Origin of the sequence: Pandoraea sp. ISTKB (genome assembly GCF_001721285.1) — a bacterium.
Classification (GTDB): Bacteria; Pseudomonadota; Gammaproteobacteria; order Burkholderiales; family Burkholderiaceae; genus Pandoraea; species Pandoraea capi.
Map to the genome: position 1 here is coordinate 116,726 of NZ_MAOS01000023.1, position 16,036 is coordinate 132,761.

14 protein-coding genes are annotated in these 16,036 nt (G+C 63.7%); 7 read left to right on the plus strand and 7 right to left on the minus strand.

The features are described from left to right. Positions 1 to 15 precede the first annotated feature (15 nt). The gene (locus A9762_RS06525; RefSeq protein WP_069341215.1) at positions 16 to 1,197 is read left to right on the plus strand and encodes an ABC transporter substrate-binding protein; all 1,182 of its coding nucleotides are present in this window, start codon (positions 16 to 18) and stop codon (positions 1,195 to 1,197) included. A 96-nt stretch (positions 1,198 to 1,293) separates the two neighbouring features. On the opposite strand, the gene A9762_RS06530 is transcribed toward A9762_RS06525, so the two are convergent. Beyond that, the gene (locus A9762_RS06530; RefSeq protein WP_069341216.1) at positions 1,294 to 2,196 is read right to left on the minus strand and encodes a LysR family transcriptional regulator; all 903 of its coding nucleotides are present in this window, start codon (positions 2,194 to 2,196) and stop codon (positions 1,294 to 1,296) included. A gap of 102 nt (positions 2,197 to 2,298) precedes the next feature. Between A9762_RS06530 and A9762_RS06535 the strand changes: the two genes are divergently transcribed. Then, positions 2,299 to 3,846 (plus strand): MFS transporter, encoded by a 1,548-nt coding sequence (locus A9762_RS06535; protein ID WP_069341217.1) that lies wholly within the window; start codon positions 2,299 to 2,301, stop codon positions 3,844 to 3,846. A 27-nt stretch (positions 3,847 to 3,873) separates the two neighbouring features. Here A9762_RS06535 and A9762_RS06540 read toward each other — a convergent pair whose 3' ends face one another. The 5 genes from A9762_RS06540 to A9762_RS06560 form a co-directional block, all read right to left on the minus strand. After that, positions 3,874 to 4,806, minus strand: coding sequence for a pirin family protein (locus A9762_RS06540; protein ID WP_069341218.1), 933 nt, complete (start codon positions 4,804 to 4,806; stop codon positions 3,874 to 3,876). Between the two features lie 126 nt (positions 4,807 to 4,932). Beyond that, the gene (locus A9762_RS06545) at positions 4,933 to 7,080 is read right to left on the minus strand and encodes a TonB-dependent siderophore receptor (protein ID WP_069341241.1); all 2,148 of its coding nucleotides are present in this window, start codon (positions 7,078 to 7,080) and stop codon (positions 4,933 to 4,935) included. Between the two features lie 253 nt (positions 7,081 to 7,333). Continuing rightward, positions 7,334 to 7,729: a DUF2946 domain-containing protein gene (locus A9762_RS06550; protein WP_069341219.1), complete on the minus strand. Its 396-nt coding sequence runs from the start codon at positions 7,727 to 7,729 to the stop codon at positions 7,334 to 7,336. A gap of 149 nt (positions 7,730 to 7,878) precedes the next feature. After that, entirely contained in the window at positions 7,879 to 8,523 is a 645-nt protein-coding gene (locus A9762_RS06555) for a GntR family transcriptional regulator (protein ID WP_069341220.1), read from the minus strand. A gap of 35 nt (positions 8,524 to 8,558) precedes the next feature. After that, positions 8,559 to 9,383 (minus strand): HpcH/HpaI aldolase/citrate lyase family protein, encoded by an 825-nt coding sequence (locus tag A9762_RS06560; protein WP_170836193.1) that lies wholly within the window; start codon positions 9,381 to 9,383, stop codon positions 8,559 to 8,561. Positions 9,384 to 9,499: 116 nt separating this feature from the next. Here A9762_RS06560 and A9762_RS06565 point away from each other — a divergent pair, with 116 nt between their 5' ends. Then, positions 9,500 to 10,423 carry a carbon-nitrogen hydrolase family protein gene (locus tag A9762_RS06565; RefSeq protein WP_206093556.1) on the plus strand — a complete coding sequence of 308 codons (924 nt, stop codon included), beginning with the start codon at positions 9,500 to 9,502 and terminating at the stop codon, positions 10,421 to 10,423. After that, complete coding sequence (locus tag A9762_RS06570) at positions 10,420 to 11,316, plus strand: proline iminopeptidase-family hydrolase (RefSeq protein ID WP_069341223.1); 897 nt, start codon at positions 10,420 to 10,422, stop codon at positions 11,314 to 11,316. Before A9762_RS06565 ends, A9762_RS06570 begins: the two co-directional genes overlap by 4 nt. A gap of 55 nt (positions 11,317 to 11,371) precedes the next feature. Here A9762_RS06570 and A9762_RS06575 read toward each other — a convergent pair whose 3' ends face one another. After that, complete coding sequence (locus A9762_RS06575) at positions 11,372 to 12,190, minus strand: alpha/beta hydrolase (protein ID WP_139133120.1); 819 nt, start codon at positions 12,188 to 12,190, stop codon at positions 11,372 to 11,374. Between the two features lie 216 nt (positions 12,191 to 12,406). On the opposite strand from A9762_RS06575, the gene A9762_RS06580 reads away from it, so the two are divergent. The 3 genes from A9762_RS06580 to A9762_RS06590 all read left to right on the plus strand — a co-directional run. After that, positions 12,407 to 13,546, plus strand: a complete 1,140-nt coding sequence (locus A9762_RS06580; protein ID WP_069341224.1) for an ABC transporter substrate-binding protein — start codon at positions 12,407 to 12,409, stop codon at positions 13,544 to 13,546. Between the two features lie 2 nt (positions 13,547 to 13,548). Beyond that, positions 13,549 to 15,273, plus strand: a complete 1,725-nt coding sequence (locus tag A9762_RS06585; RefSeq protein ID WP_069341225.1) for an iron ABC transporter permease — start codon at positions 13,549 to 13,551, stop codon at positions 15,271 to 15,273. 1 nt (position 15,274) lies between these two features. Continuing rightward, the coding region (locus tag A9762_RS06590; RefSeq protein ID WP_069341226.1) for an ABC transporter ATP-binding protein at positions 15,275 to 16,036 on the plus strand (762 nt) is incomplete at its 3' end.

The window sequence follows — 16,036 nt, forward strand, 5'->3', positions numbered from 1 at the left end:
CTTTCGTCAGATCTCATGAAATTTCCCGCTTTGTCGCGCGCTGCCATCACGCTGGGATGCAGCGCCTTTCTGCTCGGTCTGCATGCGCCGGGCGCCTTCGCCGAAATCAAGGTTGGGGTCAGCCTGTCCACGACGGGACCGGCGGCGTCCATCGGCATTCCCGAGAAGAACACCATGGCGCTGCTGCCCCGGCGCATCGGCAACGAGGCCGTGACCTACATCGTGCTCGACGACGCAAGCGATCCTGCGCAGGCCGTGGCCAACGTGCGCAAGTTCGTGTCCGAGGACCACGTCGATGCGATCTTCGGTTCGACTACCGTGCCGAGTTCGCTGGCGATGTCGGCGGTGGCTGCCGAGTCACACACGCCGATGATCTCGCTCGCCGCCGGTACCGCCATCGTCGAACCGGTCGACGACAAGCGCCGCTGGATCTTCAAGACGCCGCAAAACGATGCGTTGATGGCCGATGCGGTGACCGAGTCCATGGCGAGTCGCAAGGTGAAGACGGTCGCGTTCATCGGCTTCAGCGACGCCTACGGCGAGGGCTGGTATACCTCGTTCTCGAAGTCGGCACAGGCGCGCGGCATCAAGATCGTCGCCAACGAACGCTATGCACGCACCGACACGTCCGTGACGGGGCAGGTACTGCGCATGCTCGCCGGTCATCCGGATGCCGTGCTCATCGCCGGTGCGGGAACGCCGGCTGTGTTGCCGCAGAAGACGCTCAAGGAGCGCGGCTATCAGGGCGTGATCTATCAGACGCACGGTGTGACCAACAACGATTTCCTGCGTCTGTGCGGCGCGGATTGCGAAGGGACGCTGCTGCCCGCCGGTCCGTTGCTGGTCGTGGACGACCTCCCGCAGACCAACCCGGTGTACGCGTCGGCCCAACGTTACAAGCAGGTCTACGAGAAGGCCTACGGCGCGGGCACCGTGTCGCCTTTCGGGGCGAACGGCTGGGATGCCGGTCTGCTGCTGCAAAACGCGGTGAAGGGCGCCCTCAAGGTTGCGAAGCCGGGCACCGAAGCGTTCCGTTCGGCACTGCGTGACGGGCTGGAAAACGTGCATGACGTCGCCGGATCGCAAGGCATCTTCAACATGAGTCCGACCGATCATGCGGGGCTCGACGCTCGGGCGCGCGTGATGGTGAAGATCGAACATGCGCAGTGGCGTCTGGCGGAGCCCGCCGGCCGATAAGCCGTTCGCTTGCGCCCGGACGACGGATGTCCGGGCGTCTTCTGCGACGCCCCGGTCCGGTCGATGGGGTTCCACGACGCACGGGCTGCTACCGCTTCAACCGAGTTTCAGCTTCGGAATCTCCAGCGCCAGCGCATCGACGGCGCAGCGTGTCTTGGAGGGCAGGTAGGGCGTTTTCGGCCACACGACATGGATCGGTTGGGGACGCACGCCGCAGCGTTCGCGTACCGCGACGAGATTGCCCGCAGCCACGTGCCGCTCAAGCAGCCAGCACGGCAGATACACCAGTCCTAAACCGGCAATGCCGGCGTCTGCGATGGCTTGCACGTCGTCGAGACTCAGTTGGCGGGTGATATGCAGTTCCCGTTCGTCGCCGTCGGCGTCGAGAATTCGCCATTTCGACGTCGCGCCGTCGCACGAGTACGAGATCGCCATGTGCCCTTCGAAGTCCTCGACCGCGACGGGCATTCCGTATTTCTCGAGATAGGACGACGACGCACCAATGCTCATGTACTGCGTGCCGAGACGTCGGGCCTCCAGCGAAGTGTTGTCGCGCAACTCGCCGATACGTACCGCGAGATCGACGTTTTCGTCGATGAGATCGACGGCACGGTCTGAGAAGGAGATGTCGATTTGCAGCTTCGGGTGCTGACGCGCCAGCCCGAACAACACCGGTGCCACGCACTGATGGCCGAATGCAATCGGCACGCTCACGCGCAGGCGGCCGCGCGGCTCGGTCAGGCCGCTTTCGACTTCCGCCGCCCCCGCATCGAGTTCGGCCAGCGCTCTGACGCAGCGCTCGTAATAGACGCGCCCGGCTTCCGTGAGCGTGTGGCTGCGTGTCGTGCGATGCAGCAGCCGCACCCCCAGCCGCGCTTCGAGACGCGAAATCACTTTCCCGATGGCCGAGCGCGTGAGATGCAGCCGCTCGGCGGCGAGCGTGAAGCTGCCGGCTTCGATGACCTGGACGAAGACCGCCACACCGTCGAGTTTGTTCATTCTATTGGGTCCAATGAGGCGCGTATTGCGGGAAGAAATGTCAGTAATCGGGAATCTGGTTCCCGATATATTACCTCTCACCTCATTTCTTTCGCGATACTCATGACACGCTCTCGCGCCCCCAAAAATACGCTGGCGCTCGCCGCCATCTGCCTGACATCGTTGATGTTCGGCCTCGAAATCTCAAGCATCCCGACGATTCTCTCGACCCTTGAGCGCGTGCTGCACGCCGACTTCAAGGACATCCAATGGATCATGAACGCGTACACGCTCGCCTGTACGACGGTGTTGATGGCCACCGGCACGCTCGCCGACCGCTTCGGACGTCGGCGTGTCTACGTGATCAGCATCGTGGCGTTCGCGCTGACGTCGCTCGCCTGCGGTCTGGCGCAAAGTGCGCCGGTGTTGATCGTCAGCCGCTTCTTGCAGGGCATGGGCGGGGGCGCGATGCTGATCTGTCAGGTGGCGCTGCTCTCGCACCAGTTCCGCGAAGGGCAGGAGCGCAGCAAGGCGTTCGGCGCCTGGGGCATCATCTTTGGCATCGGACTCGGTTTCGGTCCCATCGTCGGCGGCATGATCGTTGCCGTCGCCGACTGGCAGTGGGTCTTTCTTGTGCATGTGGTGCTCGCGATCGTGGCGCTCGGGCTGGTGTTCGCCGGTGTGCAGGAATCGAGCGATCCGCATGCGGACTACCTCGACCTGCCGGGCATCGTCACGCTGTCGCTGGCGACGTTCGGTCTCGTGTACTTCATCACGCAAGGGCCCGATCTCGGCATGAGCAGTCCGCAGGCGCTGGGCATTGCCGCTGCGACGCTCGCGTGTTTCCTTGCTTTCCTCTGGGTCGAGAAGCGCAGTCCGCGTCCGATGTTCGACTTCTCCGTCTTCCGGATTCGCCGTTTTTCGGGGGCGATGTTCGGCTCGATGGGCATGAACTTCAGCTACTGGTCGTTCATGATCTACCTGCCGATCTACTTTCAGGGGGCGCTGGGGTATTCGAGCGTCGAGGCGGGATGGGCGTTGCTGGCTTACACGTTACCGACGCTGGTCGTGCCGCCGTTTGCCGAGCGTCTGTCGCAGCGAATCGATGCGCGTCGCGTGATTCCGCTGGGGCTCTTCACCATCGGTCTGGGCTTCTTGCTGATGAAGATCGGCTCGGGCATGGCGCATGCCAGTTGGCTCACGATGCTGCCGGGTTGCCTGCTGTGCGGCGCGGGGCTGGGGCTGACGAACACGCCGGTGACCAACACGGCAACCGGGGCGGTGTCCGCCAACCGGGCCGGCATGGCGTCGGGCATCGACATGAGCGCGCGACTGATCAGTCTGGCCGTCAACATCGCGCTGATGGGCTTCATTCTGCTCAAGGGGGTGCACGGGTATCTGACCGGCGCGCTGTCGGGGGACGTCGATGCGCCAGCACTGCGCACGCTCGCGGAGAAAGTCGCGGCGGGGAGTTTCGATGCGCTCGCGGTTGCCGACCCGCAAGGACAGGCCGCTCATGTGGCGCATGCGGCACTCGTACACGGTTTCGGCGCAGTGATGGTGTACGGGGTTGCCGGGGCCTGGGTAATGGCGTTGCTCAGTGTCGTCGCGTTTGGCGGTGGCGGGCGAACGCACGAGGTGACGCCGGCCGTGACCGAAAAGGCTTGCTGAGCGGCGTCTGCCGCGACGTGAGATCGCTTACCCCTGCGTGCGATACGTCTTCAGTTGCGGAAAGGCCTCATCGTCCAGATCGCCGAATTCGCCGCGTCGGTATGCCGAGAGGCGATCGTTGAGTTGCTCGACCGAGTTCATGACGAACGGACCGTGCTTCGCGATCGGCTCATTGAGCGCCGGGCCGGACAGGATGACGAAGTGGCAGTCACCGGCTTCTGCGCGAATGGCGATGGCGAGTGCGGCCTGGGTGGCGTCGGCGCTCAGACCCATGGCGACGGCATCCCCTGCGCTTAACTGTCGTGTCGTACCGGCAACGTCGACCTGAAGCGCACCGGAGATTACGCAGACGGTTGCGTTCCAGCCGCGCGGCAGGTCGTGATGAAACGTGGCGGCGCTCGACAGAAAGCCGTCGAGCAGGGTGAACGGTTGCGGCAGTTCGCCGTTCTTCGCAGCACGTATACCGTTGCTCTCACCGGAGACGACGCGCACGCGCAGGCCGGCGGCAAGCACCTCGGGGACCTCGGCGGGCGCGATGTCGAATGCATATGGCGCGTCGTATTTCTGCGAAGCGGGCAGGTTGACGAAGATTTGCAGTGCGTGGACATGATGCCCGTCGCCTTCGGGCTGCTCGGTGTGCACGGCCCCGCGACCGGCAGCAAACCAGTGCAGGGCGCCGGGGTGGATCGGGCCGTGGTTGCCGAGCGAGTCGTAGTTCACGTGGGCGCCGACGGCGTCCTCGAACATGTAGGTGACGGCAGAGATGCCCGCGTGCGGATGCGGCGAAAACGTCGGGGCCGTCATGTGGAAATGATCCAGCATGACGACAGGATCCATCAGGCCGCCGAAGGTCTGTTCGCCGAAGTGCTTCGCCCGGAAGCCGTCGCGAATGGTCATGTCATGCCCGCGAATCACGCCGGAGATCCGTACCGAAGCGCCCGCGTCGCTCGTCTTGTCCATATGCTGTCCCTGCCATTGACTTTTGGTATGAACGACAGCATACCGACCGGAATCGCGGCGGAATATAGGCGCTTCGGTAACTTCAAGTTGCGCGGACGGAACAATCGCCGCCCGCGACGACAACGCTCAGAACCGGTAGCTCATCACCAGTTCGGCACGGCGGTCGTTGCCCAGCAGCCATTGGGTCGCGTTGTAGTAGGCCGTCTGCACGTAATGCCGGTTGAAGACGTTGTAGATGCGGCCGGTGAGCGTGAGGTCGCGACGCGGCTTCCAGGCGAGCGCCAGATCGACCGTCGTGTAGGACGGTAGCGTCAGCGTGTTCGCCGTATCGGCGTAGCGTTTGCCCACATACTTCAATCCACCGCTCGCGGTCCACGCCTGCGCAAAGCGCCAGCTCATCCACAGGTTGGCCATCTGCTGCGGCACGTTGACCGGGATATTGCCGGCCCGCGAGACAGACAAGCCCCCGACGCTTTCGTCGAACTGATCGTACTTGGCGCGAAGCCACGTGCCGTTCGCATCGATGCGAACGTCGCGGGTCAGTTGCGCGCCGAGCGTCAGTTCCACGCCACGCGACGACTGCTGACCGACCTGCAAACTGAGCGACGGATTGAGCGGGTCCACCGACAGCAGGTTGTTCTTCACGATGCGATAGATCGACAGCGTCCCGTCGACACGGCCGTCGAGCCAGTCCTGCTTCACACCCAGTTCGATCTGCTTGCCGGTGGCCAGATCGAATTTCGCCTTGGCGGGGGTGAGCATCAACAGCGAACTGACCGGGTCTGCCGCGACCGAGTACTGACCGTACACCGTCGTATTGGCCGTGACGTCGTAGACGGTGCCGACACGCCAGCCCGTGTAGCCGAGGTCCTTCGATAACGCGGTACCGGCAATGAGGTCGTCGCGGTTGATGCTGGCATGGTCGTATCGCACGCCGCCGATCACCGACCAGCGCGACGTGACCTTCAGGCGGTTCTCCGCAAAGACCGCGTACTGATTTGCCTGCGACCGGTACTTCGGATAAGTGCCCGCGACATTCACGAAACTGCCCGGGTCCGGGTTGTAGAGATCGACGAGCGACGTGCCGGCGTACGGCGAGTTGTTCGTGTGCTGGAACGTCGTGTGGTTGAACTCGAAGCCTGTCGAGACGGTGTTCTCCATGCCGAATAAATGGCCCTTGAGGGTGGCTGTCGTCACGTTGCCGATCTGCTCCTGGTCATGGAGGATCTCGGTGTAACTGCTGCGCTGAACCAGACCGGACGACGGCACGTAGTTGTAATACTCGGCATTTTTCCAGTGCCGTTTGCTCTTCATGCGGTAGAGCGTGCTGGTGATGGTGATGTCGTCCGTCGGTCGCCAGGATGCGGCCAGCGTCGCCCAGCTATCGCGGTAGGTGATGAGCGAATCGCCCACGTTGTAGTTCTTCTGGTACGTGGCGGGATCGAGGCGGCCCGCCACCAGCGGTACCCCGAAGTACTGCATCGGATGCTGGTTGCCTTCGGCCAGCGAGGCCGTTACCGAGAAGCGCGGCGTGACGTCGTACTTGATCGCAGCGGAGAACGACGCGTTGTGCGAGTTGCCCCGGTCAACCCAGTTGTTGGAACTGTTGGCGCTCGCGTCGAATCGGTACGAGAGCTTGTCGGTGATCGCGCCGCCGCTGCCGAACGCTGCCCGGCCGGTCTTTTCCGTACCGATGCCCAATTGAATCTCGTTCTCGATCGGTGCCTGCTCGGGCTTCTTCGGAACGATGTTGACCACGCCGCCAATGGCGCCTTCACCGTAGATGACCGACGCCGGGCCGCGAAGAACTTCGATGCGATCCACCGACCAGGTGTCGAACGGGAAGGTCACGCCGATGGCGCCGTAGGGCCGAACCCCGTCGTAGAGCTGCGTGACGGAGGCGCTGCCCACGAAGCCCCGCGCACCGAGTTCCGAGCCGCCGTTGCCGGGGTGGGGCGACGCATTGATGCCGGTCGCGCGGCTCACGGCGTCGATGATGCTGGCGTCGCCGCGCTCCACCAGTTGCTGACGGTCGATGACCTCGACGCTCGCCGGCGTCTCCTTGATCGACAGGCCGAGACGGCTGCCGGTCTGCACCGGTTCGTCGAGCGGTTTGACGGTATCGGCCTGCACCTGCGTGGCAGGGAGCTGGACGTTTTGTGAAGTGTTGCCGGGATTGCTGTTGGTTGTGGTGCCGTCGGCGGCGTGCGCGAAGGCGCACAGCGAGCCAATGGCGGCCGCGACGGCGGTGCGCACTGGGAATGACGTTTTCATGACGCGTCTGATGTTGTCGTTATCGTTGTCGGGGCACGCGCGAGCATCGCCCATGCGGTCGGGCGCAGGCGCGTGCAGGCCGTCGCCCTTGCCGGGCGCCAGCGGGATTCGAGGTAATTCGAGAGGGGGCCGCGGCAAGGTTGGACGCCCCGGATGCGCACGCACGTGTCCGTACGCGCCCATCGGGCGCGATGGACTACGGACAGCGGCGAGCCATCAGGAAGACGAACGACCGAAGCCGATCAGCGCAACATCAGAGCGAAGGCGGGGCGCGTGAAGGCGGTGTGAGGCGTAGCGGTGCGCCGACGTCCGTCAGCGCGGGGGATGGGGTGAGCCGGATGCCCCCGACGCGAATATCGGCGAGCGTGAGCGACGCCGAGGGCAGTGGCGGACTGTGGGCAAGCAGCGAACAGTAGCCGCAGGCGGCGCTGGCCGCATGGGATATCGGCGTGTGTCGGCCCTGAGCGGCCGCTTCGTCGAGGCTGGTACAGAAGGCGCTCGACAGCGCGTCGTCGATGGATGACGGATGCGTGCGCAGATACTGGCTGATCAGCGGCGCGCAAAGCAGCATCCACATGGCGGCGAGGCCGACCCATGCGATGCGTTTGCTGCGTGACCATACCGGCATGTTCAGGGCGCGCGGCGGCAAGCCACGTTCGTGAAGGCGAGCCCGGATGCTATCACGCGACCCCGCCCATCAATTTGTCATCGCGGTCAAATTCGCGATGAATGCGACGCCTTGCGGCAATTTGTCGCGATGACGCGGGCGCCGTGAGTCGGGAGACCGGAGAAGGAGATTTACGTCGACGTGGAAAACGCGCGCCATTGATTCAGATGGCGGTAGACGACCGCGCAAAGCGCTTCGGCGTCGCGTTTACGCAGGGCTTCAAGCATCGCAAGGTGATCGGCATTGCTCGCCCGCAACGACGCGACGGTGTCCCACGTGCCGGTGCGTCCCGGGATGCCACGTTCACGATTCTGACGAATTTCTTCGGCGAGCAGCGGATTGCCCGCCATCGCATAAAACGACTCGTGCAACTGGAAATTGATGACGCGAAGCTCCTCGCGACTCTTGTTTTCGATGGCGGCATCGAAGTCGTTGACGTGCACGGCGAACGCCTCGATCTGATCGGCCGTGGCACGAACGACGATCAGGCGGCTCGCGGCCAGTTCCATGATGGTGCGCACTTCGTACAACTGATCGCGCTGGATCGACGACTGGCTGGCAATGCGATATCCCCGGTTCGGCATGTGCTCCAGCAGACCGCGCACCGCCAACTCGTTGAGCGCCATGCGCACTTCGAACCGGTTGGCCCCGTAGCGTTGCTCGACGTCCGACTGCTTGAGCCAGTCGCCGGGGAAGTATTTGCCCGCGAACAGATCGCTCCGGATTTCGCGGCTGAGATCGTTCAGGGAATCAAAGGTCAGTGGGGTGGTTTCCATGCGCCGGGAGTCGCCAATTTTGTGCGCGAAGTATATCACTGGGTCCTGGCGCTATCGCTCGCCGGTTTGGGCTGGTGAACCGTGTCTGCCGCGAGCTTCGCCATCTGGGCCCCGGCTTCGGCGGTTTGTCGCAGGAAGGCGGAATCACAGCCGACGGTGACGAACGAGTAACCCCGGGCATACGCCTGCGCGGGTGTCTCTCCCGGACGCAGCGCCCCGCCGAGCAGGACGCCCCGGGCGAGCACCTGTTGCTCCACTTCGGTGATCGCCGCCTGCACGACGCGATGACTCATGGCGGGGCCAAACCCGTGACTCTCCGCCAGATCGAGCGGGCCGATGAAGATCATGTCGAGCACGTTTTCATCAAGGATCTCGGGCAGGGCAGCCACGCCGCGAGCGCTTTCGATCATGCCGATCAGCAACAACTCGCGGCGGGCATTCGCCCGGTAGGGAGACGTGTCGGTTCCCCAGCCCGCTGCCCGGCTCACCGTGTAGTGGGCACCGCGAGCGCCGTGCGGCGGATACCACGCGGCGCTCGCCAGTCGCCGGGCTTCGCTGGCGGACTCGATGGTCGGCAGTAGCAACCCTTCGACGCCGGCGTCGAGCAGCGGTTTGATGATCGGGGCGTCGCAGGACGGCACGCGCGCCAGCACCGTGGCGTCACCCGCCGAACGGATGGCGCGTAGCTGAGCGATCGTCGTCTGCACGTCACCGGCGGTGTGTTCGTGATCGACGATGAGGGCGTCGAATCCCGCAGTGCCCAGAATTTCCGCCGTATCCGCGCCGGGAAGGAACAACCACGCACCGAAGGTCTTCCGTCCTTGCGTCAGGCTTTGCTTGAGCAGGTTTTTTCGAAACATGTCGAGATCCCCAGGGGCACGTCGGCCCTTCATCGAATAGTAGCCAAAATAGTAGCCGTTATTAGTTTCCTCGTCTATGCTTGGGCATCCCGAATTTCTTCATCAAGGAGATTTCCATGTCCGACGCTTCACCGGCTTCCTCGTCTTTTTCCGATACTTCCGATACTTCCGATACTTCCGATACTTCCGATACTTCCGATGCGGCGATGGCGCCGCGCCATCTGCGTGTCGCTTGCGTGCAGGTCTGTGCGAGCGATAACGCAGAGGACAACGTGCTGCGCACGTTGGCCCAAATTCGTCTCGCCGCGCAGGCTGGGGCGCAATTCGTGGCGCTGCCGGAGGCCGTCGACTATCTCGATGCTGATTTCGAGCGCACGAGGGCGTATGCACGGCCAGAGTCATCGCATGCCGCGCTGGCGGCGTTTTCCGCTATCGCGAAGTCATTGCGTCTCTGGTTGCTCGTCGGCTCGCTGACCGTGCGCGATGACGATGGCGAGCTCGTCAATCGCAGCTTCCTGCTCTCGCCGCAGGGCGAAACGGTGTGCCGTTACGACAAGATCCATTTGTTCGACGCACTACCCGGATCGTCCAGCTTCACCGAGTCGCGGCTGTACAAGCGGGGGCAGCATGCGCGTGTGTATGACACGCCGTGGGGCGCCCTCGGGCTATCGATTTGCTACGACGTGCGTTTTCCGCATCTTTTCCGGGGGCTGGCGCAAGCCGGGGCATCGATGATTGCGATGCCTGCGGCGTTCATGAAAGTGACCGGTGAGGCGCATTGGCATGTTCTCGTGCGGGCGCGGGCCATCGAGACGGGGTGCTTCGTGATCGCGCCGGCGCAGTGCGGTCATCACTATGGCGAGCGCTACAGCTTCGGCCATTCGCTGATCGTCGATCCCTGGGGCACGGTGCTCGCGGACGGGGGCGAGTCGCCCGGGTTCGTCATGGCGGATCTCGATCTAGGGCTCGTTGCGCAGGCGCGCACCCGTATCCCCAGCCTGCATCAGGATCGGGAGGTTGTCTGGGGAGCCCAGGCATGACGCACCGTCACGAATCGGTCAGTATCCGCCTGACACAAGGGTATCAAGTGCAGGCGTACGTGGACGGGGATCTCGCGCGAGCGGGCGAACGCGTCTTGTTCGCGCTCAACGGCGGCCCCGGGCTGCCCTGTGACTATCTGCGCGAGCCGCATCAATGGCTGCTCGACGAAGGTTTCGCACTGGTGTGTTTCGATCAGTTGGGGTGCGGGCGCTCGGATCGACCGGACGACCCGGTGCTATGGAAATTGGCGCGGTATGTCGACGAAGTCGAGCAGGTGCGCGTGGCGTTGGGTATCGAGCGCTTTGCCCTGCTGGGGCATTCGTGGGGGACGTGGCTCGGCACGGAGTACTGCCTGACGCATCCGTCGCGGGTCAGCCGCTACGTCATTGCCGATGGGGCCTGCGACATCCCGCAGCTTCGTGAAGAACTCGAACGGTTGCGGGCCGTGCTCGGTCCGGAGACGGTGGCGATGATGCGTGCGCACGAAGCGGCCGGCACGCTGACCCACCCCGAATATGTGGCGGCGGTGACGCTGCTCAACTACCGGCACGTCTGTCGTCTGAAAGATTGGCCCGACGCACTTACGCGCTCGCTCGCGCAATGGAACGACGGTCCGCGCGGGCCGTATTGCACGATGCAGGGCCCGAACGAGTTCACATACACGGGGAATATGCGCGAGTGGAACCGCGTGCCTGACATGAAGGACATTGCCGTGCCGACGCTGGTCATTTGCGGGGAGCATGACGAACTGACGCCGACGTGTTCGCGTGCGATGTTCGACGCGTTGCCCGATGCGCAACTGGCGGTCATTCCCGAGGCGTCGCACATGCCGTTCTACGAAACACCGGAGCGCTATCGCTCGATCTTGCGGGCGTTTTTGCTGGGGACCTAGGGTACGGCAGGCACTGCGGCCGCCCGACGCGATGTCGGCGGCCGCCATGCCCCGCTCAGACGGCCTGCGGCGTCAGCGACTCGAAGAAGCGTTGCGCCGCGTCGACCAGCGGCGCCATCTCGTGGCGCACGCCGTCGAGTGCTTCATAGCGCACATTGGCATTCACCTCCTGAAGCGCATCGCGCAGACGCTGCAAGCGCGCGACACGTGTGCTGCCGAGTGCGTCGGCACCCGGCATCCAGTGAGGATGCGTCGGCCCCTGGATCATCCCCTTGGGATTCGTATCTTCCGCGCCGACCGCCAGATGCAGCGCAATGCGCCCGAGCGCGTTCCATTCGACGGGGTGCCCGAAGCGCGCTTCGAAATCCTGCACACCGATCCACCACGGCTGCGTTGCGTCGGGCAGGGTGATGCCACCCGGCGCGGCGATGGATGCGGCGCGCACCCGTGACGCGTGACCGTAGAGAAATCGATGCGCGAAATGTGCGCCGCCCGAGAATCCGAAGACGAGCGATTCGTCGGCTTGCACACCATAGGCAGCGGCCACTTCGTCGAGCATGTCGCAGGCGATGAGGTCGTAGCGCATCTCGCCGTGCACCAGATACTTGTAGGCGTCGATGTCGCCGTCGTCGCTCAGGTCCGCCGGAAACAACGGCGCGACCACGATGTAGTTTTCCTGCTCGGCGAACGTTGCGAACAAGTCGCGCAAACGCTGGTTCGCGCGTTCGGTGCCATGGACGGCGAGTAACAATCGGCATGGCGGACGGCCTGCATCGGCATAGTCTCGCGGGACATACAGGCAATAAGAGAAGCGCGGATCCATTCGGCACGAGAACGACATCGTCGCGCCAACGTGATAGGCGGTGAGCTTCACGAACACAGGTCCTTTGACGAAAGGGAGGTCAGAAGCCGGGGCGCCGGTCGCCATCAGGCGACACGTATTAGGGATACCCCGGAGGTAAACAACGTTATTGATCGGTTGTGAGTGTATCTTAAATTGGCTACTATTTGCCATCAAGCTGATCGTGAGATCTTGTGGCAGCGATCAGGCAACTCGTAAGCCAAGTGATTGGCGTGACTGGAGGCGTATTTGGAAACGAAATCCGAACATGGCGCGGGCCATCTCGTTGAGAACACCTCGCGCAGACGTGTGCTTGGCGTTGGTGTGGCCGGCGCGCTGGCCTGTCTGACAGGCGGTACGGTGTCCGCATTGGCGGCACCGGCCTCGCAGGACATGGAGGCGCGTGCCCGTGGCGAGCAGGGCGTGCTGATCTACTCGAATCTGTCGAACGCCAACATGGCGCCGTTTCTCGCGGGCCTGAAGGCGAAGTACCCGTGGCTCAAGGTCGAAGCGCTGCACCTCGGCCCCGCTGAAGTGTTCGAGCGCTACTACAGCGAGTCTTCGGTCGGCCGCCGCAGTGCCGATCTCATCATCACGGCGGCGCCCGACGCCTGGCTGCGTTTTCACGAAAAGGACGGCATCGAGCCGTTTGCCTCGAGCGAGTCGGCGATCTTGCCGGCGTGGAGCAAACCCTTGCCGGGGCTCTACACGTTCTCGACGGATCCGCTGGTCATCGTCTACAACAAGTTGTTACTGCCGGCGGACAAGCGACCGCAGTCGCTGGCCGATCTGGCGCGCCTGTCCAGCCAGTTTCCCGGTCTCTTCAACCGGCGTATCACGACGTATGACGCTGCCAAGCACGCGTTCGCCTACGTATTGCAGTGGACTTACGCCCGTGAGCGCGGTTGGCCCGCACTGGAAGCGGTGGCCCGTGCGACGCAGCTGGAGAGCAGTGGGGCGACGATGATCGAGAAGGTGACGACGGGCGAATACGCGGTCGTGTACTTCGCGTCGGGGGCGACATTCTTCGAGCGCCTGCGTCAGGAAAACCGGGGCGACATTCTCGGCTGGACGCTCATCAAGGACGGCACGCCGCTCATGCCGCGCGGCATGGCCATCACGCGCAAATCGCAGAACAAGGCGTCGGCGGGACTGGTCATGAACTGGCTGTTGTCGCATGACGGGCAGGTCAACATTGCGAAGGGCGGTCTGGTGCCTTACCGCAGCGATGTGAAGCCTGCCGAAGTGCCTGTCATCACGTATTCGCAAATCCTCGAACAACTCGGGCCGAAGAACGTGATCCAGATCGGATACTCGCCGGACATGCTCCGCGAGCAGGCGGGTTTCGTCGCCAAATGGCAGGCCACCTTCAACGCCGGGAGGAAGTAAGCATGGCTTTGCTTTCCAGTGCGTGGCCGGCCACACCGAAGAAGCGCGGATTCCGTGCCGAGCGGTGGGTGCCGCGATGGGTGTTCCTCGCCACGCTGCTGCTCGTTGCCACGCCGCTCTGTCTCGTCCTATACCAGTCGCTGAGCGATCGACCGCTTTACGACGGCGGCGGGGCGCTGACCGTGCGCAATTACGTCGATCTGCTCACGAGTCGGGCGTTCCTGTCGGCGGCCGGCAACTCGTTCATGCTCGCGATCGTGTCGACGCTCGTGGCGACCGTGGTCGGTGTGTTCGGGGCGTTCTGCTTCACCCGTCTGGAGATGCCGGGCGTGCGGTGGTTGCGCGGCGTGATGGCGCTGCCCGTCTACCTCTCGCAGCTGGTGCTGGCGTTCGGGTGGTATGTGCTTTATGGCCCGTCCGGCTATATCACGCTGGCCGTGCAACGATGGTTGTCCGACACGCCATGGAATCTGTACTCCATTCTTGGCATGGGGGTGCTTGCCGGGGTGTCGCAAGCGCCCTACGTGACGGTGCTGTGCTCCAGTGCGTTGTCGCTGTCCAACGGATCGCTCGAAGACGCCGCGCGCTCGACCGGTGCGAAACCCTGGCGTGTCATGCGCACGATCACGTTGCCGCTCATGCGCCCCTCGATCTTCTACAGTGCGTTGCTGGCGTTCGTCGGCGGGCTGGAGTTGCTTTCGATTCCGCTGATCTTCGGCGCGCCGTCGAACCTGGAGTTCTTCACGACGTTTCTGTATCGCGAAGCGCTCGGTCAGACCACGCCCGACTACGGCCTGCTCGGGGCAGCTGCGGTGTGCATGCTGATCTGCGTGGCGGTTCTCGTGCTGATTCAACAGCGCGTGCTCGGCAATACCCAGCGCTTCGTCACGCTGCGCGGTAAAGCACAACGGCATCGGCCGCTGCGGGTGGGGAAGTGGCGCTACGGGTTGGCGATGCTCTGGTGGTGCTATCTGACGATCACGATCCTGCTGCCGATCGTCGGTCTGCTGGCTCGCTCGGCCGTGCAGTTTCTCAGCCCGCTCGTCTCGCCGCTGGCCTATCTGACGACATCCAATTACGCGCAGATTTTCACGCAGCCGGAATACTGGCATGCCATCACCAACAGCCTGTTCGTCGCAGGTATCGGTGCCGCGCTCGCCACCGCATTCGTCGCACTCGTCGTGCTTTGTGTGCAGCGCTCGCCGTTCCGGGCAGGACGATGGCTCGAAGTGTTGTGTCTCGCGCCGCGCGCCGTGCCCGGCATTGTGGTGGGCATCGGCTTCCTCTGGCTCACGCTGTGGTTGCCCGGCATGGGCGTGCTGTACGGGACGCTGTGGTTGCTCATCATCGCGTTCTCCATGCGCAACTTGCCGACCGCGTTTGCCGCCATGGCGCCGACGTTCATGCAGATTGGCCGCGAACTGGATCAGGCATCACGCACTTGCGGGGCGACATGGTGGCAGACATGCCGCAACGTCGTGCTGCCGCTGGGACGTCATGCCATGGCAGGCAGCTATCTGCTGCTTTTCGTGAGCTTTCTCAAGGAGTACGCGGCGGCGGTGTTTCTGGTCGCGCCGTCGAGTCAGGTGATCGGGCCGACCATGTTGCGTCTCTGGACGAATGGCGATTTCGGGCCGGTGGCGGCGCTCTCGATCGTTCAGTTGACGCTGACGTTGGTGTTGATCGCGGTGGCTCGCATCCTCAGTCGAAAGAAGGTAGGGAAATAACATGGCTGCTCTGAAAATCGAATCGTTATGCAAGCGTCACGCCGACGTAGATATCCTCAAGCAGGTCTCGCTGGAGGTGCGCGATGGTGAGTTTCTGACCTTGCTCGGGCCCAGCGGTTGCGGCAAGTCGACCACGCTGTTTTCCATCGCCGGTCTGGAGACGCCGTCCGGCGGGCGCATCACGCTTGGCGACACGGTGCTTTACGACGACGCACGACGCATCGAGCTGCCGCCCGAGTCGCGTAACTGTGGATTGGTGTTCCAGTCGTATGCGCTGTGGCCGCACATGACGGTGCGCGAGAACGTGGCGTACCCGTTGAAGTTGCGCGGCGTGCGCTCGCGGGCGATGCGCGACAAGGTTGACGAGGCGCTTTCGCTCGTCGAGATGTTGCCGCTCGCACAGCGCTATCCGCACGAATTGTCGGGCGGCCAGCAGCAGCGCGTGGCGCTTGCCCGAACGCTCGTGTACGAGCCGACGTTGCTGTTGCTCGACGAGCCGCTGTCGAATCTTGATTCCACGCTGCGGCTGCGCGCCCGTGGCTGGCTGCGCGAGTTGCAGCGACGGCTGAAGATCACCACTGTCTATGTCACCCACGATCAGGACGAGGCGTTATCGCTCAGCGACCGCATTGCGGTGATGAGTGCAGGGCGCATCGTGCAGATCGGTACGCCGCGCGAGATCTATCAATCCCCGAAAAGCCCCTTCGTGGCGGACTTCGTGGGACACAGCAACATGCTCGCGTGCACGGTGGAATCGCTCGAG